Genomic DNA, 22599 nt, shown 5'->3' with positions numbered 1-22599 from the left:
AGGAAAAGAAAAACAGACAAATGAATGAAGTTTGACTTTCCCCTCGTTTTTACACACATGTCACATCATATTGACGGTTATTTTTGAACCGCTTTAAATCTTGGATTGGATTTACAGATCACATAGTGACGCCCTCTACGCTTAACTATCTGGCAATCAGGGGGACGGCTTTTCGCACTTTTAAGTGATTTAACAACTTTCATTATTTAGCTCCCTTACCTAATTGACCAAAACGACGAGTGAAGTTCGCAACGCGTCCCTCTTTATGTAGCACTCGTTGTTTGCCCGTATAGAAAGGATGCGACTTTGGCGACACCTCAATCGTGAAGTAAGGGCAAGTATTGCCGACTTCCCATTCGATAGTACGGTCTGTTTTTAGAGTTGAGCCGATTAAGAAGTACTCATCGACACTGGTGTCATCAAAAACCACGGGACGGTAATCTGGATGGATATTCGGTTTCATTGTATTCCCCTTAAATAACCAACTTGATATGTTATAACACTACAAGTGACAATTGTTATCAAAAGAAAAACAAGCGATTTTATGATATTTTTCCGTCTTAATCGTAATCAGAGAACACCCAACTATGTACACAATTGAACCTGTTGGCTTTATTGAGTCTCCTTATAAAGAGAAGTTCGCTGTGCCAAGGCAGCCCAGGTTGGTACCCACATCCACCTCAAGAGTCAGATTGGTTGATGCAGCAAACTGCCTTGAGTCTGTTCGTGATATAGAGCAATTTAGCCATGTTTGGTTACTATTTCTGTTCGACAAGAACCTTGAAGCAGGCTGGAAACCAACTGTGAGGCCACCTCGCCTTGGCGGGAATGAACGTATTGGTGTATTCGCGTCACGTGCCACATTCAGACCAAATGGAATTGGCATGTCTGCGGTTGAACTAAAAGGTGTGTCTCAAGAGAAAGGACAGACTTGGTTGGATCTCGGCAGCGTCGACTTAGTAGACGGTACACCGATCATCGACATCAAGCCTTATATCCCCTATTCAGATTCGATTCCGGATGCATTGGGAGGGTTTGCCGCCGATGAACCAGAAGTGCTCGACGTTAACTTTTCGCAGCAAGCGCAAAGTAAGCTCGCAAGCCATCCACAAGCGCGCCATATCATTCAGGTGATCAAAGAAGTATTAGGCCAAGATCCGCGACCTGCCTATAAAAAAGGCAAGCCTGACAACAAGGAATATGCGGTAAATTTGTTCAATCTTAACGTGAAATTCGTGGTTGAAACGCTTTTCATCAATGTAACTGACATTGAACGCTTTTGAGATCCCAAATAGGCTGATATTATATGCGGCTATATCAGATTTGCTGTGGTTACGAACGACAGCAAGTTTTCTTTTATCAATGATGAAACGGATACCATAGAATGCGTACCAGTAACTACCTTCTTTCTACTCTGAAAGAGACTCCAAACGACGCAGAAGTTATCAGCCACCAGCTGATGCTACGTGCAGGTATGATCCGTAAGCTAGCTTCAGGTTTATATACTTGGCTACCTACTGGTCTACGTGTACTGCGTAAAGTCGAAAATATCGTTCGCCAAGAGATCGATAATGCAGGTGCCGTTGAAATCTTGATGCCCGTAGTTCAACCGTTTGAGCTTTGGGAAGAGACTGGCCGTTCTGAAAAGATGGGGCCTGAGCTACTTCGTTTCACAGACCGTCACTCTCGTCCATTTGTTCTTAGCCCAACAGCTGAAGAAGTGGTAACGAGTCTAGTACGTAACGAGATCAGCTCTTACAAACAGCTACCTCTAAATCTGTACCAAATCCAGACTAAATTCCGTGATGAGCGCCGCCCTCGTTTTGGCGTAATGCGTGCACGTGAATTCTCTATGATGGATGCGTACAGCTTTGATATCGACAAAGAAGGCTTAGAAAAGTCTTACCAAGCGATGCACGATGCTTACTGTAAAGCATTCGACCGCATGGGCCTTGAATACCGCCCGGTATTAGCAGACTCTGGCGCAATCGGCGGCAGCGGCTCTCAAGAGTTCCACGTTCTTGCTGAAAGCGGCGAAGACCTAATCGCATTCTCTTCTGAATCTGATTACGCAGCGAACATCGAGAAAGCAGAAGCACTAGCTCCTACTGAAGAAGTTGCAGCGCCTACTCAAGAGATGGAATTGGTTGATACGCCAAACGCAAAAACAATCGCAGAATTGGTAGAGCAGCACGGTCTAGCAATCGAGAAGACAGTTAAGACTCTATTCGTTAAAGCATCTGATGAAGTAGAAGCAGATATTATTGCTCTAATCATCCGTGGTGACCACGAGCTTAACGAAGTGAAAGCAGAAAACCTTCCACAGGTTGCTTCTCCGCTAGAGATGGCTTCTGAAGAAGAAATCCGCGCACTTGTTGGTGCAGGTCCTGGTTCACTTGGACCTGTTGGCCTAGAGCTACCATTCATCGTTGACCGCTCTGTTGCTGTAATGAGCGACTTTGGCGCTGGTGCAAACGTAGATGGTAAGCACTACTTCGGCATCAACTGGGGTCGTGACGTTGAGCTGGCTCAAGTTGAAGACCTACGTAACGTTGTTGAAGGCGACCTAAGCCCATGTGGTCAAGGTACTATCCAGCTTAAGCGTGGTATTGAAGTTGGTCACATCTTCCAACTAGGTAATACTTACTCTAAAGCAATGAACTGTAACGTGCTTGGCCCTGATGGTAAGAGCGTAATCCTAGAAATGGGTTGTTACGGTATCGGTGTTTCACGTGTTGTTGCATCTGCTATCGAGCAAAACCACGATAAATTCGGTATCACTTGGCCAGACGCACTAGCGCCGTTCCAAGTTGCTATCGTACCAATGAACATGCACAAATCTGAGCGCGTTAAAGAAGCAGCTGAGAAGCTATACGCTGAATTAACAGCTATGGGTATCGAAGTTTTATTCGATGACCGTAAAGAGCGCCCTGGTGTTATGTTTAAAGATATCGAGCTTGTGGGTATCCCTCACACTATCGTTATCGGCGATCGCAGCATGGACGAAGGTAACTTCGAATACAAAAACCGTCGTACTGGTGATAAAGAAGCTATCGCAATGGACACGGTTATCGAGCACCTTAAGGCTCAACTAGCTTAGTAATCCGATTACTGACTAGATAAACATTGAAAGGCTGCCGTTAGGTGGCCTTTTTTGTGCCTGTCATTTCGCTTCAAACTCCCTTCTATTTATCAGTAGAGTAAATAACGTAAGTTAATCCCCTGTTCATCTTTAAATCCGTATATTGGTGTCATCAACTTTTTGGACATGCTCACCATTGGAGGTATCGATGGATATCAAAAGCTTACTGAACCAAGCACTTAAATCAGATCTCGTAAAACAAGGTACTCAGAAACTTTCACAAGGGTCTTCAAGTTTAAGTGGCCTTTCTCAAGGCAGCAATAGCAAGAGTAGCAGTAAAAGTACACTCGGAGCCTTCGGTGCAGGCGCAGTTGGCGGAGGACTGTTAGGTGCGTTAATGGGCTCTAAGAAGACTAAGAAAATGGGTAAGAAAGCGGCTGGGATTGGCGGCGCAGCAGCACTGGGCGCTTTGGCTTATAAAGTCTACAACGACTACCAGTCCAAACAAGGCCAGACACCTAACGCCGAACAGGCTCAGTTTGATGAAAATGATGCAAACCACAGCGTGCTGATTCTACGATCGATGATTGCCGCGTCTAAAGCTGATGGCCATGTTGATGAAGAAGAGATGGCTAAGATAGAGCAAGTCGTCGAGAATATGGGCGCTGATTATCAACTGACTAAATTGGTCTCTGAAGAACTGCATAAGCCACTCGACCCAAGCGAAATCGCTCAACTGGCAACGTCACCTCAACAGGCGAGTGAGATCTACTTAGCCTCTTTGATTGTGGCCGACGAACAGAATTTCATGGAAAAGGCGTACCTGAAAGAGCTCGCGAAACAGCTCAATCTTGCTGATGAAGTCACCTATCAACTTGAACAACAAGTCTCTGGCTAATCGGCAAGTACCAAACGAAGCCGTAAAGAACGGCTTAAGCAGCGAGCTAGCCAAGTGAGATATTGAGCAAGGACAAACTAACTCTGAACTTGATCAGATCCACTTTGTTTTTGCTTATCTCTATGTGTATATTGAGATCAGTTATCATTTGGTTAGGTATAAAAATGAAAGTATACGATTGTTGTGATTTGGTTCGTGAACTGTATTCTCAAATTGGCAGTGGCGACCAAGGCTATATCCCTAAAGCGATCACCTGCGCAGTAAAAACATTGAATGACCTTGCTGCCGATGAGTCTCTTCCTAAAGAAGCTCGTGAACGTGCAGCCTTTGCCGCTGCTAACTTACTGATTTCAGATTTCGAGGACTAATATGAACCTCGCTAACTTTGAAAAAATGGATCCAGTGATGTTGATGAGCATCGTCAACATGAAGCTTCGTGACGACTTCGGCGGTGATTTAGATCGAGTGGTCAACTTCTACGAAATCGACAAAGCAGCCTTAATCGCTAAGCTCGCGTCTGCTGGTTTTGAGTATCTTCCAGAAGCTAAACAGTTTCGATAGTCGTTTAAAAAATCTTCCTATTTAAAGACCAACCTCTGTGTTGGTCTTTTTTTGTTGGTGATACGTAATAAGGAAACACGCAGCAAACCCATTATAAATTATCTGTATGCACCTATACTTTTATATCTTAGAGTCAACGAACGCGCCTTGAACCAAAGCGTATTGTTGTATAGGCTACCTAAACTAGCATATAAAACTCATCACTCAACTTGATGATAGTGAAGGATTAACAATGAAAAGACTCGGACTTTTAGCCGTTATCGCAGCCGCACTCACCGCAGGTTGCGCTTCAAATACTCAGCAAGACAACTTTCGCGAAGCCTCTTTTGAGCTGTGTAATACTGAAGTCGATATTTACTCTGTAAGCCATGATGAACGAGTTCGTATCGTCTGTTCTGATGGCTCTAAATTCGCTTTGAACAGCGAAGACACATTAGAAGTGATGCGTGACATCAACATCGACTACTGTGATGGCGAAGGCCTAGGTAAGTTCAGTGAAAGCCGCCACTACTACTCTTTCAAGTGTAAGTCAGGCACCCTACTTAGCATCAAAAAGTAGAATCGACACTACCAAATACCAAAGGGTTAATGTGAAAGCATTAACCCTTTTTAATACCCGCTTTTCTGTATTCTCAGGTAACCCAACTTTCATACCGATAGATACCAAAAAGGCCCCAATAAAGGAGCCTTTCAAATCGTATTTTCAATCAAATAGCTTTAGTTCAAGGAACAGGTGCAGAGTCTTCAACACCTTTCCCTAAAACAAAAAGGGACTCAATGAGCCCCTTTAAAAGTACTTTTTCAAAGTAGTCGTTTGAAATTCTAGGAGAGCACGCGGAGCTTACGGATGTAAGTGAGCATGCTCGACAACGAAGTTCAAATTACTACGCAGAAAAATTAAGCGTAAACCGGTAGACGCTTACAGATCTCTAATACTTTTGCTTTCGTTGCTTCGATAACAGACTCATCACCCATGTTATCTAGGATGTCACAGATCCAACCTGCTAGCTCTTTCGCGTCTGCTTCTGAGAAACCGCGACGAGTGATAGAAGGAGAACCGATACGGATACCTGAAGTAACGAATGGGCTACGTGGGTCGTTTGGTACTGAGTTCTTGTTTACAGTGATGTTTGCTGCACCTAGTGCTGCATCTGCTTCTTTACCTGTGATGTCTTTGTTGATTAGGTCAACTAGGAACAGGTGGTTCTCTGTAGAACCTGAAACGATGTTGTAACCACGAGCTAGGAATTCAGCAACCATTGCTTTTGCGTTAGCAACAACGCGTGCTTGGTATTCTTTGAACTCTGGCTCTAGAGCTTCTTTGAACGCTACTGCTTTACCAGCGATAACGTGCATTAGAGGACCACCTTGGCCGCCTGGGAATACTGCTGAGTTCAGCTTCTTGTAAAGATCTTCGCCTTCGTTAGAAAGGATTAGACCACCACGAGGACCCGCAAGCGTTTTGTGCGTCGTTGTAGTTACTACGTGAGCGTGTGGCACTGGGTTCGGGTAAACGCCTGCAGCGATTAGACCTGCTACGTGAGCCATATCTACGAACAGGTACGCACCTACTTTGTCAGCGATTTCACGCATGCGCTTCCAATCACAGATTTGAGAGTAAGCAGAGAAACCACCGATGATCATCTTAGGCTTGTTCTCGATAGCCAGCTTTTCCATCTCTTCGTAATCGATTTGACCCGCTTCATCGATACCGTAAGGGATGATGTTGTAAAGCTTACCAGAGAAGTTTACTGGAGAACCGTGAGTTAGGTGACCACCGTGTGCTAGGCTCATACCTAGAACCGTATCGCCTGCATTTAGTAGTGCCATGTATACAGCGTTATTTGCTTGAGAACCTGAGTGAGGCTGTACGTTTGCGTACTCTGCACCAAATAGTTCACATGCACGTTCAATTGCTAGAGTTTCAACTTTGTCTACGTACTCACAACCACCGTAGTAACGCTTGCCTGGGTAGCCTTCAGCGTATTTGTTTGTTAGCTGAGAACCTTGAGCTTCCATTACACGTGGGCTTGTGTAGTTTTCTGAAGCGATAAGTTCGATATGCTCTTCCTGACGAAGAGTTTCTTCTTGGATAGCTGCGAATAGATCCGCATCGTAATCAGCAATGTTCATGTCACGCTTAAGCATCTGTATCTCCTGACTCAGATTGTACTGAAAGTTTCAAAAAAACCACACAACGACCGAAAGCAAACGTTTCCGTCACCGTTTTGATGTGACGCATTCTACATAATTTGATCTAGGTCATAAAGAGCTAATTGCAATTTTATCATGCAGTTTTTTCATAATCACAAATAAGATTCATCATGGTTATTTGGCTTATCCAACCAAAGATGGCGCTTACTGTCAATTTTACGCTTTACACCCTGTAAAACGCAGATTACATAGGTTTACCTTAATTTTGCCCCTCAAGCTACCGAAAGCTAAGGTTTTTCTCTACTATGCACGCCTTTATTGGTTAGGTAATTATAAAAACGATGGAAAAACACTCACGTAAAGAAGATTGGGTAGCGATTCTCACTGGCACGTTTTTAGTGGCGTTAGGCGTCTTCTTTTTACAGTCAGCGAACCTGCTTACCGGGGGCACTACTGGCTTGGCTCTGCTTTTGAGTCAATTCTTGCCTGTAACCTTTGGTATTTTGTACTTTGTTGCCAATTGTCCATTCTATTTATTAGCATGGAAACGATTCGGCCGTAGCTTTGCTATTAGCAGTGCGATTTCTGGTGCTTTAGTGTCTGTGTTTGCCGATCATTTATACTTAGTTATCTCGCTAGAAGTTCATAACGAGATCTATTGTGCTGTTGCCGGCGGCTTACTAATGGGCTTAGGTATGCTAATCCTATTCCGTCACCGCTCAAGTCTGGGTGGCTTCAACGTACTGTGCTTGTTTATCCAAGACCGCTACGGTATCTCGGTAGGCAAAACACAAATGGGTATTGATGCATGTATTCTGTTTGCATCGTTCTTCTTCGTGTCACCTTGGGTGATTGCCGTTTCTGTATTAGGCACCGCAGTATTGAACATCGTATTGGCAATGAACCACAAACCAACTCGCTACTCGGTGAATTACGCGTCTTAGAGTTCATTACCTGCTCTGTCGTTGCTGGCACTCGATGCTCAAACTTCTCGCAAGTAGACTCGAGGCACGATATTCCAGCCATCACTAAAACAAAAAAGGCTTTGGGAAGCACTCCAAAGCCTTTGTAGAAGCCTAATCTTTTAAGGGGAATCAAAATTAGGCTCATTGAAATGAAACAAGGTTACCCTTCAATCAAAAGAATACGAGTCTCGTAAGGTTGCAAAACTTGATGATGAGACGCCACTAAACTCTCGCTCACTTGATAATTAGACAACAAGCTCTTAGCCTTTGCCATCTCAAAACGTTCAGGTAAAACGCATTCAGCCTCTTCACCATAATAGTTGTTAATGCACAGCAGAGTTTGTCCTTCACTCTCACGAGAGTACGCAAATACCGACGGGTGCTCAGGCAATAGATCTTGATAGCTGCCATCCGTAATCACTGGTACTTGTTTGCGTAACTCAATCAAGCTCTTATAGAAATAAAAAACAGAGTCTTTGTCTTCCAGTGCTTGCTCAGCGTTAATCTCAGAGTAATTATTCGCTACATCAAGCCATGGCTGAGCTTGTGAGAATCCGGCGTAAGGCTCACTATTCCATTGCATTGGTGTACGAGAGTTATCACGAGATTTCTGCGCTAGAATCGCCATCATATCTTGATGAGCCACACCATCACGGTTAACCATGATGTCGTACATATTGGTACTCTCAACATCACGATACTGGCTGATGTCAGTATAGCCAGGGTTGGTCATACCAATCTCTTCACCTTGATAGATATAAGGCGTGCCTTGCATCATGTGCACAGAAGCAGCCAACATCTTGGCCGACTCAACACGATATTGCTGATCATCACCTAAGCGGCTCACCACTCGCGGTTGGTCGTGGTTACACCAAAACAATGCGCCCCAGCCCTTGCCGTTCAAACCCGTTTGCCAATGATTGAAGATCGACTTGAGCTGTAAGAAATCAAACGGCGCATTGGTCCACTTCTCACCATTGGTGTAATCGACCTTAAGGTGGTGGAAGTTAAACACCATCGATAGCTCACTGTTATCAACGTTTGAGTATTGCTGGCAGTGTTCCAACGTGGTTGAAGACATCTCGCCTACGGTCACGCTGCCGTACTTCTGAAATACCGCTTCGCTGATCTCTTTCAGGTATTCGTGTACACGTGGACCATCGGTATAGAAACGACGGCCATCACCGATATCATCATTAGGAAAGTCTTGCTGCTTCGAAATCAGGTTGATCACATCCAAGCGGAAACCATCAACGCCCTTTTCTGCCCAAAAGCTGATAACGTCTTTCACTTCTTCACGTACAACCGGGTTCTCCCAGTTGAGGTCAGCCTGTTCTTTGGCGAATAAGTGTAGGAAGTATTGCCCAGTCGCCTCATCTAGTTCCCACGCATTACCACCGAACTTAGACTGCCAGTTAGTTGGTGCTTGACCATCTACGGGATCTTTCCAAATATAGTAATCGCGGTAAGAGCTGTTTTTGTCGCCCAAAGCAGATTGAAACCATGCATGCTCTGTCGAGGTGTGGTTTACCACGATATCCATCACGATACGAATACCACGTTGGTGCGCTTCAGCCAGCAATAGGTCGAAGTCTTGCATGGTGCCGAATTGCGGGTTAATCGCGTAGTAATCTGAAATATCGTAGCCGTTATCGATCATTGGGGATGCGTAAACTGGGGTTAACCAAATGGCATCCACACCCAAGTGTTTAAGATAATCCAGTTTTGAAATGATCCCTTTGATATCGCCAGTACCTTTACTGCCACTGTCACAAAAGCTCTTTGGGTAGATTTGATAGATGGTTGCGGTTTTCCACCAACTTTCATCATGCTCAGTCATCGCCATCTCTAACACTCACTTACCAGAAAATATAAAATAAAAATCACCATGTGAATCATGGTCGAATAGCCGTTATAACTAAGAGAAAAAGCGATGGCTCACTTTGGAGTCATCGCTTATTAAATGCATTACGCGTTGGCGGTTTCTAGTTCGCCTTTCATCTGTGCTCGTTTATAGAAGAACAGTGTTAACGTGACGGGTAGTACAATCGCCACCAGCATCGCAATTAAGTAAACAGACCAATATTGCGGTTGAATCGATAAGATGCCTGGCAAGCCACCAACACCGATACCATTCGCCATCACTCCTGCACTACCACAGATAGCAGCCGCAGCGGCACTGCCGATCATTGCGCTCAGCATTGGGAATTTGTATTTAAGGTTGATGCCGTACATCGCTGGCTCTGTTACACCTAAGTAAGCAGAGATTGCAGCTGGAACCGAGATATCTCGTTCGCCTTCGCGTTTGCTTAAGATGATGATGCCAACAACCGCTGAAGCTTGTGCAATATTTGATAGCGCAATCAAAGGCCAGATTGGTGTGCCGCCTAAGTCTTGCATCAGTTGCAGATCCACCGCGTTGGTGGTGTGGTGAATACCTGTAATAACCAAAGGTGCGTATAGGAAGCCAAAGACTACTGAACCAAGAATCGCAAAGTCACCCGTCATTGCCGCTTTAGCCGCGAATGCCACGCCATCGCCTAACATACGGCCAAATGGGCCAATGAAAGCGTGCGCTAGAATCACAGACAAAATAATCGATACGAACGGCACGACAACAAGGTACAGGTAAGAAGGAACAATACGCTTAAGGTTGGTCTCGATGAAGGCCAGAGCCACACCCGCTAACATCGCAGGGATCACCTGAGCCTGATAACCAACTTTCTCTATCACGAACAAGCCAAAGTCCCACACTTCAGGTACCGATTTACCTATCATGTATGCGTTCATGAGTTGTGGTGAAACTAAGGTCACACCGAGCGTGATACCCAAAATAGGGGTTCCGCCAAGCTTCTTAACCGTTGCCCAACACACACCAACCGGAAGGAAGAAGAAAATAGCTTCGCCGATCAACCATAAGAAAGAGTGAACCGTTGCCCAGAATTGACTGATTTCAACGAGGGTTTTGCCGTCGAACATGCGAATGTCGCCAATCACATTACGGAAACCAAGAATCAAACCGCCAGTAATGATGGCAGGCAGCAGTGGTACAAAAATTTCGGCTAAATGGGATATACCACGCTCAAGGAAGTTCATATTTTGACGAGCAGCCAACTTCGCCTCATCTTTTGATGATGCATCTTTACCAGTTTGCTCAATCAAAAGTGCGTACACCTCATCAACCTCGGTGCCAATCACGACTTGGAATTGACCTGCGTTAGTAAAGCAGCCTTTTACCAGTTTAAGCTTCTCTAATTCTGCTTTGTTCGCTTGTTCCGTATCGTTCAATACAAAACGCAGTCGAGTTAGACAATGGCTGACACTCGCAATATTCTCTTTGCCACCGACTAACTCGATAAGACGCGCAACGTCTTGCTTCGCTATCTTACTCATACTACCCCACCCTGGTTTCATTCAATTACTCTTCTAAACCATGCAGCTATAACCACTTCGATTTAGATTGATGGGAACATTCCCAATCACGGTTATTATAATGCCCACATGAATGATAAATTAAAATGGGAACAGTCCCATTAATTGAAAGAGATCACACTCTAATTTTAATCTAAGCGGTTCAATTTCGCTTAATTGAGTGGATTATAGAATCGGAGATTGAGTGTGATGAGAGATCTCTGAATTGCCTAAAAGCTGAGAGATCAATAGATTAGCAGCCAGCTTACCTGCAGATTGGTAACCAGGATCAATGCTAAATACTCGTGGGAATAAGAAAGAGAGAAGATCATTGCCACCAACGCCGGTGACGACCACATCTTCACGTTGTAGTTCTTGCAGACGCTTGATTACACCAAGAGCCAGCGTATCACTGGCACAAACGATCGCTTGAGTCGCGGGAGTTAACACCTCATCCACCAGCTGATAAGCACTTTCGTGATGAAGTTGACCAGTACGATAGTTTGCCACTGAACCTGTGTTTTCACACCAATCGAGATAAGCCTTAAGACGCAGTTCACCGGTTGATTTATCACTAGGATCAACCCCGATAAAGCCAACGTCAGAGATCCCTTGATCCGATAAATGCACCAACGCACTATTGATCACCTGTTGGTTATCATAGTTAATCGACGTCACGTTCTCGGTATCCAGAGCAATCACCACCGCTTTGTGTTCCCAAGCTTCGATTGCCGGAATATCGCAGTCAGTAAAACCAAATACAATAATGCCATCAACGTTACGACGCTTTAGAACTTGCAGGTGCTCATTGGCTTTATCTCTATCAAGTTGGCTTTCCATGATCACGACATCGTAATCCGCTCGATACAACTCGGCCAGCATCGTGCTAACGGCTTTGTTTTCAGAGGGAGAGTCCAAACGAGAGATAATCACGCCGATGACTTTTTGGCTGCCACCGCGCATCGATTGCGCAGATTTTGAAGGCGTGTACCCAGATTCTTGAATTACTCTTTCCACCCTTTCACGGGTTTCAGGTTTCACTTTTGGATCATTGGTCAGAACGCGTGATACGGTTGACTTACCAACACCGGACAGCTTTGCAATATCAAGAATAGTGAGTTTTTTGCTCATAAAAAGTCTAACGTTAAAGGGAAGAGAAGAAAAAGTGAGGGTAGATTCCCTCACTTAACTGTTTGTAAATACTAGCAGTTCTTACTATGACTTACTTTTGGCAATTTCGATAGACTACGCGACCAAGTTCTAGACGCGCATTGTCACCTTTCGTGCGCAAAGTGATGCTGTTAATCATCTCTGAAGTGCCATCATCTAAGATGTATTTGGTTCCTGAGCCCGCTGGAACTTGAGTCAGGCGGTATTCATTATCAGGCAAGCGTAGTACCGCTTTTTCATTATCAAGGTAAGACACATCAAACGAGACGTCAGACTCACATTGATAAGTCGCGAATTGATCATTCGATGTTGCGCTATCAGTCTCAGGGGCTGCTGATTTAGAGCACCCAACCAATGCTACTGTACATAGAGATGCTACCAACATAGCTTTCATACTTCGTTCCTCATCTTTATATAGTCAACGACACTTAGCCTATTCACAGGTTCGAACAAACCTAATGTAAGTGCCTAATGATAGGTCCATACCTTAGTGATAAATAAAACGTTTAGCCTTTTAAGAAAGCGGGTACGTCTTTAATGCTATCAAGTACCACGCTAGCCAACGCTTCACCTTTTTCAGTGATGGGTTTACCCGTTCTTACCAAGACTTTAGTGCCAACACCTGCTGCTTCTGCAGCCATCATGTCTTCCGCTTTATCGCCGATCATGACCGAGTTAGCCATATCAATCTTCAGAAAGTCACGAGCAGAAATGAACATACCTGGCTTTGGTTTACGACATTCACAATCTTGCTTGTAGTCACCAATACCGTGTTCAGCGTGGTGCGGGCAGTAATAGATGCCATCAAGCTCAACGCCGTTATCAACAAAGTTCCAATCCATCCACTGCGTTAAAGAAAGAAAACGGTCTTCACTAAACATGCCGCGAGCAATGCCTGACTGGTTAGTCACTAGCACCAATAAATAGCCCATATCTTTAAACGCTTTCGCCGCTTCAAACACACCGTCAATGTATTCAAAGTCATGCTCATCATGTACGTAGCCGTGGTCAACGTTAATCACACCATCACGATCTAAAAAAACAGCAGGTTTAGACAAAATTTTGTTCTCTATCAACTCTCTATTAATCATTAATTATTACACGCTTTATTTGCTTCATCACTATCTATTTAGTTTTGCGTTCGTTAACGAATTGTTTCTAGCTTAGCCATACAATCGACGTTTAGCCGTCTAGACGTAAAAATATCTATTGACTTAGATCATAGAACACCATAGCATCGTCTGTAAATCGAGCGAGCTATCGACATATTATTCTGTTCTACCTGCACGGGTTTCTCTATGATTAAAGTGAATCAAGTCAACAAGGTTTTTTATCAAGGTACTAAAGAAATCAATGCCTTAATTGATATCAACCTCCACATTCCTCAAGGTCAAATCTTTGGAGTCATCGGCTCTTCAGGTGCAGGCAAAAGTACCCTAATCCGCTGTGTAAATATGTTGGAAGCACCGACCTCTGGTGAAGTGATTGTTGACGGTATCGACCTAACAAAACTCAGCAAATCAGAACTTAGCGAAGCGCGCCGTAACATCGGCATGATATTCCAGCACTTCAACCTGCTGTCTTCTCGTACTGTATTTAACAATGTAGCACTGCCTTTAGAACTTGCTGGTAAAGATAAAGCGATTATTGAAGCAAAAGTGAGTGAGTTACTTGAACTCGTTGGCTTAGCGGATAAGCGAGACACCTACCCGGCAAACCTAAGTGGCGGTCAAAAGCAGCGTGTTGCGATTGCTCGTGCACTGGCCTCTGATCCGAAAGTACTGCTGTGTGACGAAGCGACCAGCGCATTGGACCCTGCGACCACTCAATCGATTCTTGAGCTACTGCGTGAAATCAACCGCAAGCTGAACATCACTATCCTGCTTATTACGCACGAGATGGATGTAGTGAAAAGCATTTGTCACGAAGTGGCGATCATTGGCGGTGGTGAATTGGTAGAGAAAGGCACAGTTGGTGACATCTTTGCTCACCCTAAGACTGAACTAGCGCATCAATTCATTCGTTCAACGCTGGATCTGACGATTCCTGAAGATTACCAAGCGCGCTTGCAAGAGACTCGCGTAAACAGCAGCTACCCACTAGTACGCCTTGAGTTTACTGGCGCAACGGTTGATGCTCCGCTGATGACTCAGATTGCACGCAAATTCAATATCGATGTCAGCATTCTAAGTTCTGACCTGGATTACGCCGGCGGCGTGAAGTTCGGCATGATGGTCGCTGAACTGTTCGGTAATGAAGCAGATGATAATGCTGCTATCCAATTCCTACGCGACAACAATGTAAAAGTAGAGGTGCTTGGTTATGTCCTTTAGTTTCAACGAGATTGCTGACTGGATCAGCCTTAACAGTAACCTTCTATTAGGCGCAACAGGCGAAACGCTTTACATGGTTGCTGTTGCAGGCATTGTTGGCTTCGCGGTCGGTATTCCACTAGGCGTGATTCTGCATACGACAAAAAAAGGTGGCCTGTTAGAGAACACCAAAGTAAACAAGATTCTAGGTGCGATTGTGAACGTGGGTCGTTCAGTACCTTTCTTAGTTTTGATGGTTGCGATTATTCCACTGACTAAGATGCTGATTGGTACCTTCATCGGTACAACAGCAGCGATTGTTCCACTGACGATTGGCGCTATCCCATTCGTGGCTCGACTTATCGAAAGTGCACTACTTGAAGTACCAACAGGTCTAGTGGAAGCGGCCCAATCAATGGGCGCAACACCAACACAAATCATCAATAAGGTTCTGCTTCCAGAAGCACTACCGACTATCATCAACTCAGTAACGATTACGCTAGTGACTCTGGTGAGCTACTCAGCAATGGCCGGTACTGTAGGCGGTGGTGGCCTAGGTGATGTCGCGATTCGTTACGGATTCCACCGCTACGATGTGACCATCATGGCTGTGACAGTAGTGATGTTGATTGTGCTGGTACAAATTATTCAATCAATCGGTGATTCATTAGTTCGCCGCGTTGACCACAGATAAAGACTCACACATAAAGATTAGAGTCGTCTGAACCTAATTAAATAGATTTATTAAAAGGAGATTATTATGAAATTTAACCTTAAAGGTTTACTAACTATCGCAGCAGCAGCTTCAGCGCTAGTTCTAGCAGGTTGTGGTGATAAAGAAGTGGATACTTCTAAAGTAAAAGTTGGCGTAATGGCAGGTGCAGAAGCTCAAGTTGCTGAAGTGGCAGCTAAAGTAGCGAAAGAGAAATACGGCCTAGATGTTGAGCTAGTAACGTTCACAGATTACGTAACACCAAACGCAGCTCTAGATGATGGTTCTATCGACATCAACGCATTCCAACACGCACCGTACCTAGATCAGCAAGTGGCTGACCGTGGCTATAAGCTAACTATCGCTGGTAACACGTTTGTTTACCCAATTGCGGGTTACTCTAAAGAAGTGAAATCAGTAGACGAAATCCAAGACGGTGCTCGTATTGCTGTACCAAACGACCCTACAAACCTAGGTCGCTCTCTACTTCTTCTTGAGCAACAAGGTCTTCTTGAACTTCGTGAAGGCGCAGGTCTTCTAGCAACCGTTCGTGACATCGTGGGTAACCCTAAGAACCTAACGATTGTTGAACTAGACGCAGCTCAACTGCCACGTTCTCTTGATGATGTTGCTCTATCTATCATCAACACAACTTACGCGAGCTCTATCAACCTGACTCCACAAAAAGATGGCGTATTCGTTGAAGACAAAGATTCTCCTTACGTAAACCTAATCGTTTCTCGTGAAGACAACCTAAACGCTGAAAACGTACAAAACTTCGTTAAAGCTTACCAAACTGAAGAAGTGTACAACGCAGCTTCTGACATCTTCCAAGGTGGCGTCGTTAAAGGTTGGTAATCAACTAAACGACAGCACTGTATAGATACCCGAAGGGGCTGACATAACGTCAGCCCCTTTTTTAATGATAAAGATTTGCTAGAAAGTAAAGCATCTCAGATTTAAGCGAAACAAAGTCGATTACTTCAGGTGATCCCAAGAGATGTTTGACACCAATCGGCAGTCATCACACTTGAAATAGAAAATATCGTGGATAGGCGCATCTAGCAGCCATTCACCACCACATTGCGGGCATTTGCGCTCTTTTTCATCTTTCAGGCTGATCCCACCGACACGGTATAAGTAGTAGTAGGTTGGAACCTTAGTCAGATACTCAATGCGCCCTCTTAGACCCCAACCGCGTTTAAACAGCACACTCTTCGTGTCACTGATCTCGGTTAGCGTTGCATGTTCCGCGCGACAACCACCACCCATTTGTACTTCATCACAGGCTTGCCATTCGGTCTGCCATTTCAACACGGCTTTATGGTCGCCATTGAAGGTAGGTGGATTGCGATACAAAGGGATTGGTAGCAAGCTATCGCCACTACGCAGCGGTGAACAGGTGTGCACGAATGTCGTGTATAACACCTGCCAGCTTGGTGTTTCATCTTCTGCCACTTCTTCTGAGTTCAGATCTCGACCTAGCAAACGCATTTTAGGCGCTAGTAGGCTCGCGTTAGACAAGCGATCAAAACACACTTTCACAAAGTCTGAGTGATTCCGCGGGTGCAAGCTATCTTGCTCCGGGCACACAACGCGAACATAAAACTCACCGTCGCCCATCACGATAGGAAACTCACGACCTAACACTTGTCCGTTATAACGAAGTGCATCCATTAAGCCATTAACCGCCTTGTCGACAGCGCTTACCGTTGTGTTATCAAAACACTCAAATTGAAGTTCTAGTACGTACATCTATTTATACCGCTGGTTGTAGCTTTTCTAAAAATTCTGCCAATGTCTCGGCGAGCACATCACGATTTTTGGTACCTAAGCGCTCCAAAATCACGTTACCCGTTAGGTTACAGATAGAGATAACATCCAGCTCAGCATCGGTCGCGGCAATGAAAACCGTTGGTTTTAGCTTCAAGCGACGCTGAGTTACTAGGTGACCCAAAATGTTTTCTTGTAGGCATTCGAAGTCTTCATCACTCCAAATCTGTAACAGAGTCAATTCGTTACCATCGAAAGTTGCGTTCATATCTGCGCTGAATTGTGCGCCGTAGAAAGTTTTGATGTCTTCATGCAGAGTCAACTCAATACCGGTTTCAACGTTGGTGAAATCCGCGAATTGCTCACGTGGATAGTGCTTCCACAACACGGCATCGCCACTCTTTTCTTCTACGCATGGCGATACGATGTCCACCAACTCCTCATTACGAGGTAAGCTTTGGTGTTTCTGCTGCCACGCGTCAACGTATCGCTGACTAAAAGAAAGTAGTGCGTCTTGAGCACGTTGAGTCATGAAAATCTCCTAAACACAAAATAATAAATAGAATCCGAGCCCTTTCCGCGCCGATTAAGCGATGACTTAATGACAGGGTAAGGGGGATTCAGTAAAATCGACCCCATTCTAATCGAATTTGAAACGAAAGTATGAGCAAATATTCTGACGCAAAAGAGCTAGCGGGTTTAACCCTTGGCCAAAAAACTGAGTACTCTAACCAATACGATGCAAGTTTATTGCAACCAGTGCCTCGTAGCCTTAATCGCGATGATCTTGCGCTAAACGGCGAGCTGCCTTTTGTTGGTCATGATATTTGGACGATGTACGAGCTTTCGTGGCTAAACACCAATGGTCTACCACAAGTGGCTGTCGGTGAAGTTTTCATCCCAGCAACCAGCCCAAATTTAATTGAATCAAAATCTTTCAAGCTGTACCTGAACAGCTACAACCAGACTCAATTTGAAAACTGGGATCAAGTAACCGAGCGCCTGACCCAAGATTTGTCGGCATGTGCAGGCGAAACGGTGATTGTGAATGTAAACTCAGTAACCGACTACACTAACCAACCTATCGTGACGATGGAAGGTGACTGTATCGACAACCAAGACATCCAAATCACTAGCTACGACTTTGAAGCGTCGCTGCTTGAAGGCGCTGCTGGCGAACAAGACGTTGAAGAAACACTGCACAGCCACCTATTGAAGTCGAACTGTTTGATCACCAATCAACCGGATTGGGGCAGCGTTGAGATCGCATATTCTGGTAAGCAAATTGACCGTGAAGCTCTGCTACGCTATTTAGTTTCTTTCCGTGAGCACAATGAATTCCACGAACAATGTGTTGAGCGTATCTTCACTGACATCATGAAATACTGTGCACCTTCGAAGCTAACTGTGTTCGCACGTTACACACGTCGTGGTGGTCTGGATATCAACCCATACCGTTCAACAGAGCAAGATAGACCAAGCCACAATAAGCGTATGGCTCGCCAATAATCAGGCGAGAACCACCCACACTTATTTGAACCTACCAAATCTTTAAAGGGACATTGAAATGCGTTGGTTATACGTTGTTAGTCTATTTATTTTAAGCTTAAGCACATCGGTCAATGCGTCGGTTTATTCGTCGGCGCTACTCAATGAAGCCAATAATTTGGTTGAGATCGAGCCGAGCCAAGCAAAACAAATGGCCAACAGCTACCTAACGCTGCGTGTCCTTTCTGATCAACGCGAGAAAAGCCCTTCAGCTATTTCTCGCGAAGAGACAGACTCCTCGATTCGAACACCAAACAGCAGTATCGATGCGTATAAGATCTTAGCCAAAGCGGAATACAACCTTGGCAATATGCGTATTGCGATTCAGCACATCGACAAAGCCTCCGAGCTAGCGCAAACCTATAAGCTTGATTACCTAAAAATAGATCTTCAGATCCTAAAAGTTCGCTTACTTTGGCTGAGTGATAGAAAATCAGCCAAAGCAAAATCAGAGCTCACTAACATTGAAACAAATCTAGAGTCGGTGAATAAAACCTTACGCTTAACGGAAGGCATTACCTATCGCTTGATCATGTTGAAAGCCGACATCGCCTCTTACGACAACAAGATCGATGAAGCCGAAAAGTTCTATCAAGAAGCCAAAACCTATCTCGATCAACGTTACTCTGAAAAAGTCACCATCGACTACCATATCTCCGTCGGCGAGTTTTATCTGACTCACAAAGAGTACAACCACGCGTTATCCGAGTTGTTGTATGGCTACTGGAAATCAGTAGAGGGCAATCTAAGTTCACGTTTGGCCAAGGTCAACCGCCTACTTGCGCAGCTTTTCTTTGAGCGCCAAGTGTTGGATAAAGCGTTAGAACACCTATCTCAAGCCGCTGATTTCTATGACAACTTTGAAAACTCGCCTGTCTTAGCACAAGTGCTTAAGAAAATGGGGGATGTGTACTTCTATCAAGGGAAATATAACCTTGCCTTGGTACACTTCTTCAACGTTCTTGATCACGAAAGCACTGACCGAGATATCCACCAAGTCATTGATATCCGACTAAGTCTATCGGCGACCTACTTACGCCTTTATAACTACCCTCTAGCAGAACAGTACCTAACCCGTGCCCTTGAGCTGCTGGAATATACCGACATTCCAAAGCTGGAAGGCCGTGCTGCACTGTTATCTGCAGGGTTAGCGTATCACCTACAAGAAAGCGAAGACGTGATAAAGCATGCGACACGTGCACTTGAGATCTCACGCCAGATAGAGAACATGCGCCTTTCACAACGCTCGTACTACTTACTTTCTTTGGGTTATGAACAGGCAGGTCGTCCACAGCAAGCATTGGCAAACCTCAAGCAATACAACAGCCTTGTCTCTCTAGAGCAGCAAAAACTCAACCGTGTTGGCGAAGACGCGTTCCGTCAACAGAAAGAATTTGCCGAACAAACCCTGCACTACGCAGGCCAAGCGCAAGAGCTAGAGCAATACAAACTGGAGCATCGTAAGTTCCAAAAAATATCGTTCGCCCTATTCCTGTTCAGCATTGTCTTGTTCTTCTTTGTTCTGCGCCGTGGCTATCTCATTCAAACCTTAGCCAAAGAAGTGGACTCACTGCGCACCGACCTATTTACGCACTCACGTTCAAAGCTTCCGAACTTAAGAATGCTCAATGCGAAGCTCTCTAACTCGCTGGAACAAACCAGCCAGACCTTCGAACAGTGGCAACTTGGCGAATTGATTCATGAGCCACTCAACGACCGCTTACGCTTCGTGATGATTGATTTACCGTTCTTACGCAATATGTACACGCAGAACGGTTACAAAGCCGGTCTAGAACTGGAAGACGCTTTCGGTGAATTCCTAAAATCTAAGCTTGAAGGCCCAGCTCGTGTCTACCACTTCTCGGATGCGAACCTGCTTTATATCGAGCCAAACGCGGACCGTGATTTGTCGCCTGAGGACATGTTCAGAAAGATTCAGTCTTGGGTGAATGACTTCGAAACAGAGCGAAACATCAACCGAACGGTCCGTATGGGCATCGCTGACTACCCATTCTTGCCACGCGCTTACACCGCAATTAACGATCAAGAGCTGCTCGACGTATTGTTGATGTCGACCAATCTCGCCCGTGAGATCAGTCTCAAAGAGCGCAGTAGCCAATGGGTCTATCTAAAAGCTATCGATAATGCACCAGCAGCGAGCCTTGCAACTGGTAACATAAGAGAAGCGTGTAAACATGCGATTAATCAAGGGTTAATAAAAATACAATCCTCGTACCAGAATGAGGACAACATCAAAAAAATGCTAAAAGATGACTGATTTGCGAGCGGTTAAGAGCAGCAAGTCGTGACCTTATTTTTAGTTTTGTTATTATCGATGTAACGGAATTTCATCAAAATGATCGAGATCGGTCTACGCGGCGCTAATAAATACATCTATGGGCATTCTTGAAAAAGACATTCAGGCGCAACTCCACCAGCTGAAATCTCAGTTGGAGCAGGTCCGTTTGACGCAAAGAGACACCTCGTTCAAGTTTATTAGAGAACAGAAAGTTCTAAAGCGTATCGTCACGTCTTTAAGTGATGCATGTGTTGGTAGTAACAGCCATTTAGATGAAAACCTCATTGCCCTTAGGGAAGAGCTAGAAAAGCAAAAAGACATTAGCTCAATGATCCCAAAACTGGCAGTATTAGAAAGGATGCTTAAGCAGAAAACGTTGGCTATGGATAAACAGAACGGGTATCTGGACGATAGCATTAAGCACAGTGGGGAAACGCTGCAGCGCATAACTGGCCTTCCAGCACAGCTCAAACGCGACCTACGAAACTTACTTAGCTTCTCCGAATGCAATGGCAGTCAGAAAGTCGACCACGCCATGAAACTTCTCGGTATTTATGAGCGTGCCATAAAGATTATGGCGAATAACTCACGCACCCATTTTGCTGACGCTGCGCACTCTCCGGAACAAGAGCTCCTTTCCGACCTATCAAACGAACTACAACATCTGATCACTGAACTCGACTTCGAGGGTGAATCGGGTGATCTGCTTACCGATATTCGAGCGAAGCTGCTGCTTGGTGTTTCCACACAAAACCTACTTGAGCTAACACTTCAGATCCTCAAACTGGTTATTGAAGGCACCAACCTAGAACGTAAGAAGTCTGAACAATTCATCGATCAGCTTAACTCTTCTCTAGCGTCCAGCATCAAAACGGCAGACCAAAATGCAGACCAGAGCCAGAGCTACTTTGAGCACCGCCAAGGTCTAAACTCTGAGTTAAATGAACTAGTCACTAGAAGCCAAAGCTCGGTAGATAAAGCGAAGGATATTGATAGTTTAAAGCTGTCGATTAATCCGCTACTCAGTGAAATCGCCTCTCTTTCGGAAAGGCTAAACCACGCGGAGCAGAAAGAACAAGCTCTGATAGAGAGAATGAGTTACGGAAAGACTCAGTTAGATTCACTCTATGAAGTGACCCAAGATTACCGTAAGCGTTTGGAAGATCAGGCTCAGCGTATGCTGCTTGATCCTCTAACCAAGGTTTACAATCGGACTGCCTTTACTGATCGCTTAGAGCTTGAGTATCGCCGCTGGATCCGCGCGCAACATTCGCTACGCGTAGTACTGCTCGACATCGACAACTTCAAAGCAATTAACGATAGCTTTGGTTATACCGCGGGCGACAAAGCGCTCAAGATCATCGCAAGAACCATCACCAAAGAAGCCGGCACCACTGATACTGTGGCTCGCTTTTCAGGTGAAGAGTTTGTCTTACTGCTACCAGAGCAAACCGATGAATATTGCCATCAGGTGATTCAAAACATTCAAACTCAAGTAAGCCGCTTACCCTTTAAGTTCCGTGACCAACAAATCACGATTACTTTATGCGCGGCAAGTACTCAGTTTAAAGAGTCAGATACACCAGAAGAAGTGCTAGAACGACTCAATACAACGCTAAATAAAGCAAAACAACGCGGTAACAACCAACTTGTTTGGCACTAGGCCAGCCCTAGATTTAATTTATTTCATTTTTTCAAATACTTATCACATACC

The 22599-nt window shown here is 44.8% G+C and carries 23 protein-coding genes; 13 read left to right on the top strand and 10 right to left on the bottom strand.

Annotation, left to right across the window (positions count from 1 at the left end; genetic code table 11):
- Positions 1 to 77: 77 nt before the first annotated feature.
- Complete coding sequence (gene ykgO / locus AB4263_RS12875; protein WP_372098318.1) at positions 78 to 203, bottom strand: type B 50S ribosomal protein L36; 126 nt, start codon at positions 201 to 203, stop codon at positions 78 to 80.
- On the bottom strand, positions 203 to 463 hold the full coding sequence (locus tag AB4263_RS12870; RefSeq protein WP_372098317.1) for a type B 50S ribosomal protein L31: 261 nt from the start codon (positions 461 to 463) through the stop codon (positions 203 to 205). The genes ykgO and AB4263_RS12870 overlap by 1 nt, the downstream gene beginning before the upstream one ends.
- A gap of 124 nt (positions 464 to 587) precedes the next feature.
- Between AB4263_RS12870 and tsaA the strand changes: the two genes are divergently transcribed.
- The 6 genes from tsaA to AB4263_RS12840 all read left to right on the top strand — a co-directional run bounded on the left by tsaA (position 588) and on the right by AB4263_RS12840 (position 5100).
- The gene (tsaA, locus tag AB4263_RS12865; protein ID WP_017063354.1) at positions 588 to 1283 is read left to right on the top strand and encodes a tRNA (N6-threonylcarbamoyladenosine(37)-N6)-methyltransferase TrmO; all 696 of its coding nucleotides are present in this window, start codon (positions 588 to 590) and stop codon (positions 1281 to 1283) included.
- 101 nt (positions 1284 to 1384) lie between these two features.
- Entirely contained in the window at positions 1385 to 3100 is a 1716-nt protein-coding gene (locus AB4263_RS12860; protein ID WP_010436451.1) for a proline--tRNA ligase, read from the top strand.
- Positions 3101 to 3290: 190 nt separating this feature from the next.
- Positions 3291 to 3980: a tellurite resistance TerB family protein gene (locus AB4263_RS12855; RefSeq protein ID WP_017069194.1), complete on the top strand. Its 690-nt coding sequence runs from the start codon at positions 3291 to 3293 to the stop codon at positions 3978 to 3980.
- A gap of 164 nt (positions 3981 to 4144) precedes the next feature.
- Positions 4145 to 4348: a YaeP family protein gene (locus AB4263_RS12850; protein ID WP_008222923.1), complete on the top strand. Its 204-nt coding sequence runs from the start codon at positions 4145 to 4147 to the stop codon at positions 4346 to 4348.
- Position 4349: 1 nt separating this feature from the next.
- On the top strand, positions 4350 to 4541 hold the full coding sequence (locus tag AB4263_RS12845) for a DUF4250 domain-containing protein (RefSeq protein ID WP_004738555.1): 192 nt from the start codon (positions 4350 to 4352) through the stop codon (positions 4539 to 4541).
- Between the two features lie 232 nt (positions 4542 to 4773).
- Positions 4774 to 5100, top strand: coding sequence for a hypothetical protein (locus tag AB4263_RS12840; RefSeq protein WP_017072003.1), 327 nt, complete (start codon positions 4774 to 4776; stop codon positions 5098 to 5100).
- Between the two features lie 338 nt (positions 5101 to 5438).
- Here the strand turns inward: AB4263_RS12840 and glyA are convergent, their stop codons facing one another.
- Entirely contained in the window at positions 5439 to 6689 is a 1251-nt protein-coding gene (gene glyA / locus AB4263_RS12835; protein ID WP_017066387.1) for a serine hydroxymethyltransferase, read from the bottom strand.
- A 347-nt stretch (positions 6690 to 7036) separates the two neighbouring features.
- Here glyA and AB4263_RS12830 point away from each other — a divergent pair, with 347 nt between their 5' ends.
- On the top strand, positions 7037 to 7639 hold the full coding sequence (locus tag AB4263_RS12830; protein WP_017060757.1) for a YitT family protein: 603 nt from the start codon (positions 7037 to 7039) through the stop codon (positions 7637 to 7639).
- 181 nt (positions 7640 to 7820) lie between these two features.
- On the opposite strand, the gene treC is transcribed toward AB4263_RS12830, so the two are convergent.
- The 5 genes from treC to gmhB form a co-directional block, all read right to left on the bottom strand.
- Positions 7821 to 9506, bottom strand: coding sequence for an alpha,alpha-phosphotrehalase (gene treC, locus AB4263_RS12825; RefSeq protein WP_372098316.1), 1686 nt, complete (start codon positions 9504 to 9506; stop codon positions 7821 to 7823).
- Positions 9507 to 9628: 122 nt separating this feature from the next.
- Positions 9629 to 11053, bottom strand: a complete 1425-nt coding sequence (gene treB, locus AB4263_RS12820) for a PTS trehalose transporter subunit IIBC (RefSeq protein ID WP_022570656.1) — start codon at positions 11051 to 11053, stop codon at positions 9629 to 9631.
- 204 nt (positions 11054 to 11257) lie between these two features.
- Positions 11258 to 12202, bottom strand: a complete 945-nt coding sequence (gene treR / locus AB4263_RS12815; RefSeq protein WP_017060760.1) for a trehalose operon repressor TreR — start codon at positions 12200 to 12202, stop codon at positions 11258 to 11260.
- Between the two features lie 91 nt (positions 12203 to 12293).
- Entirely contained in the window at positions 12294 to 12635 is a 342-nt protein-coding gene (locus tag AB4263_RS12810) for an MliC family protein (RefSeq protein WP_017060761.1), read from the bottom strand.
- A 112-nt stretch (positions 12636 to 12747) separates the two neighbouring features.
- Positions 12748 to 13332, bottom strand: a complete 585-nt coding sequence (gene gmhB, locus AB4263_RS12805; protein ID WP_017060762.1) for a D-glycero-beta-D-manno-heptose 1,7-bisphosphate 7-phosphatase — start codon at positions 13330 to 13332, stop codon at positions 12748 to 12750.
- A gap of 207 nt (positions 13333 to 13539) precedes the next feature.
- Here gmhB and metN point away from each other — a divergent pair, with 207 nt between their 5' ends.
- The 3 genes from metN to AB4263_RS12790 all read left to right on the top strand — a co-directional run bounded on the left by metN (position 13540) and on the right by AB4263_RS12790 (position 16123).
- A complete protein-coding gene (metN, locus tag AB4263_RS12800; RefSeq protein ID WP_017060763.1) occupies positions 13540 to 14574 on the top strand; it encodes a methionine ABC transporter ATP-binding protein MetN in 1035 nt (344 codons plus the stop codon).
- Complete coding sequence (locus AB4263_RS12795) at positions 14564 to 15247, top strand: methionine ABC transporter permease (RefSeq protein ID WP_372098315.1); 684 nt, start codon at positions 14564 to 14566, stop codon at positions 15245 to 15247. Before metN ends, AB4263_RS12795 begins: the two co-directional genes overlap by 11 nt.
- Before the next feature lie 66 nt (positions 15248 to 15313).
- Positions 15314 to 16123: a MetQ/NlpA family lipoprotein gene (locus AB4263_RS12790; protein ID WP_017060765.1), complete on the top strand. Its 810-nt coding sequence runs from the start codon at positions 15314 to 15316 to the stop codon at positions 16121 to 16123.
- 120 nt (positions 16124 to 16243) lie between these two features.
- Here the strand turns inward: AB4263_RS12790 and AB4263_RS12785 are convergent, their stop codons facing one another.
- Positions 16244 to 17020: a Zn-ribbon-containing protein gene (locus tag AB4263_RS12785; RefSeq protein WP_017060766.1), complete on the bottom strand. Its 777-nt coding sequence runs from the start codon at positions 17018 to 17020 to the stop codon at positions 16244 to 16246.
- A 4-nt stretch (positions 17021 to 17024) separates the two neighbouring features.
- Complete coding sequence (gene syd, locus AB4263_RS12780) at positions 17025 to 17570, bottom strand: SecY-interacting protein (protein WP_050633962.1); 546 nt, start codon at positions 17568 to 17570, stop codon at positions 17025 to 17027.
- A gap of 131 nt (positions 17571 to 17701) precedes the next feature.
- Between syd and queF the strand changes: the two genes are divergently transcribed.
- The 3 genes from queF (at position 17702) to AB4263_RS12765 (ending at position 22548) form a co-directional block, all read left to right on the top strand.
- Positions 17702 to 18547, top strand: a complete 846-nt coding sequence (gene queF, locus AB4263_RS12775) for an NADPH-dependent 7-cyano-7-deazaguanine reductase QueF (protein ID WP_017060768.1) — start codon at positions 17702 to 17704, stop codon at positions 18545 to 18547.
- A gap of 58 nt (positions 18548 to 18605) precedes the next feature.
- Positions 18606 to 20864: a tetratricopeptide repeat protein gene (locus AB4263_RS12770; protein WP_017071997.1), complete on the top strand. Its 2259-nt coding sequence runs from the start codon at positions 18606 to 18608 to the stop codon at positions 20862 to 20864.
- A gap of 118 nt (positions 20865 to 20982) precedes the next feature.
- Positions 20983 to 22548 (top strand): GGDEF domain-containing protein, encoded by a 1566-nt coding sequence (locus tag AB4263_RS12765; RefSeq protein WP_081229491.1) that lies wholly within the window; start codon positions 20983 to 20985, stop codon positions 22546 to 22548.
- Positions 22549 to 22599 lie beyond the last annotated feature (51 nt).

This window comes from Vibrio sp. 10N.261.55.C5 (assembly GCF_041470505.1).
Lineage (GTDB): Bacteria > Pseudomonadota > Gammaproteobacteria > Enterobacterales > Vibrionaceae > Vibrio > Vibrio crassostreae_C.
Note: the sequence above shows the minus strand (reverse complement) of the source record. Positions and strands in the feature narration are given on the sequence as shown.

Bases quoted from the DNA above. Each gene is read 5' to 3' on its own strand.
- ykgO (WP_372098318.1), bottom strand. From the start codon at position 203: ATGAAAGTTGTTAAATCACTTAAAAGTGCGAAAAGCCGTCCCCCTGAT.
- AB4263_RS12870 (WP_372098317.1), bottom strand. From the start codon at position 463: ATGAAACCGAATATCCATCCAGATTACCGTCCCGTGGTTTTTGATGAC.
- tsaA (WP_017063354.1), top strand. From the start codon at position 588: ATGTACACAATTGAACCTGTTGGCTTTATTGAGTCTCCTTATAAAGAG.
- AB4263_RS12860 (WP_010436451.1), top strand. From the start codon at position 1,385: ATGCGTACCAGTAACTACCTTCTTTCTACTCTGAAAGAGACTCCAAAC.
- AB4263_RS12855 (WP_017069194.1), top strand. From the start codon at position 3,291: ATGGATATCAAAAGCTTACTGAACCAAGCACTTAAATCAGATCTCGTA.
- AB4263_RS12850 (WP_008222923.1), top strand. From the start codon at position 4,145: ATGAAAGTATACGATTGTTGTGATTTGGTTCGTGAACTGTATTCTCAA.
- AB4263_RS12845 (WP_004738555.1), top strand. From the start codon at position 4,350: ATGAACCTCGCTAACTTTGAAAAAATGGATCCAGTGATGTTGATGAGC.
- AB4263_RS12840 (WP_017072003.1), top strand. From the start codon at position 4,774: ATGAAAAGACTCGGACTTTTAGCCGTTATCGCAGCCGCACTCACCGCA.
- glyA (WP_017066387.1), bottom strand. From the start codon at position 6,689: ATGCTTAAGCGTGACATGAACATTGCTGATTACGATGCGGATCTATTC.
- AB4263_RS12830 (WP_017060757.1), top strand. From the start codon at position 7,037: ATGGAAAAACACTCACGTAAAGAAGATTGGGTAGCGATTCTCACTGGC.
- treC (WP_372098316.1), bottom strand. From the start codon at position 9,506: ATGGCGATGACTGAGCATGATGAAAGTTGGTGGAAAACCGCAACCATC.
- treB (WP_022570656.1), bottom strand. From the start codon at position 11,053: ATGAGTAAGATAGCGAAGCAAGACGTTGCGCGTCTTATCGAGTTAGTC.
- treR (WP_017060760.1), bottom strand. From the start codon at position 12,202: ATGAGCAAAAAACTCACTATTCTTGATATTGCAAAGCTGTCCGGTGTT.
- AB4263_RS12810 (WP_017060761.1), bottom strand. From the start codon at position 12,635: ATGAAAGCTATGTTGGTAGCATCTCTATGTACAGTAGCATTGGTTGGG.
- gmhB (WP_017060762.1), bottom strand. From the start codon at position 13,332: ATGATTAATAGAGAGTTGATAGAGAACAAAATTTTGTCTAAACCTGCT.
- metN (WP_017060763.1), top strand. From the start codon at position 13,540: ATGATTAAAGTGAATCAAGTCAACAAGGTTTTTTATCAAGGTACTAAA.
- AB4263_RS12795 (WP_372098315.1), top strand. From the start codon at position 14,564: ATGTCCTTTAGTTTCAACGAGATTGCTGACTGGATCAGCCTTAACAGT.
- AB4263_RS12790 (WP_017060765.1), top strand. From the start codon at position 15,314: ATGAAATTTAACCTTAAAGGTTTACTAACTATCGCAGCAGCAGCTTCA.
- AB4263_RS12785 (WP_017060766.1), bottom strand. From the start codon at position 17,020: ATGTACGTACTAGAACTTCAATTTGAGTGTTTTGATAACACAACGGTA.
- syd (WP_050633962.1), bottom strand. From the start codon at position 17,570: ATGACTCAACGTGCTCAAGACGCACTACTTTCTTTTAGTCAGCGATAC.
- queF (WP_017060768.1), top strand. From the start codon at position 17,702: ATGAGCAAATATTCTGACGCAAAAGAGCTAGCGGGTTTAACCCTTGGC.
- AB4263_RS12770 (WP_017071997.1), top strand. From the start codon at position 18,606: ATGCGTTGGTTATACGTTGTTAGTCTATTTATTTTAAGCTTAAGCACA.
- AB4263_RS12765 (WP_081229491.1), top strand. From the start codon at position 20,983: ATGGGCATTCTTGAAAAAGACATTCAGGCGCAACTCCACCAGCTGAAA.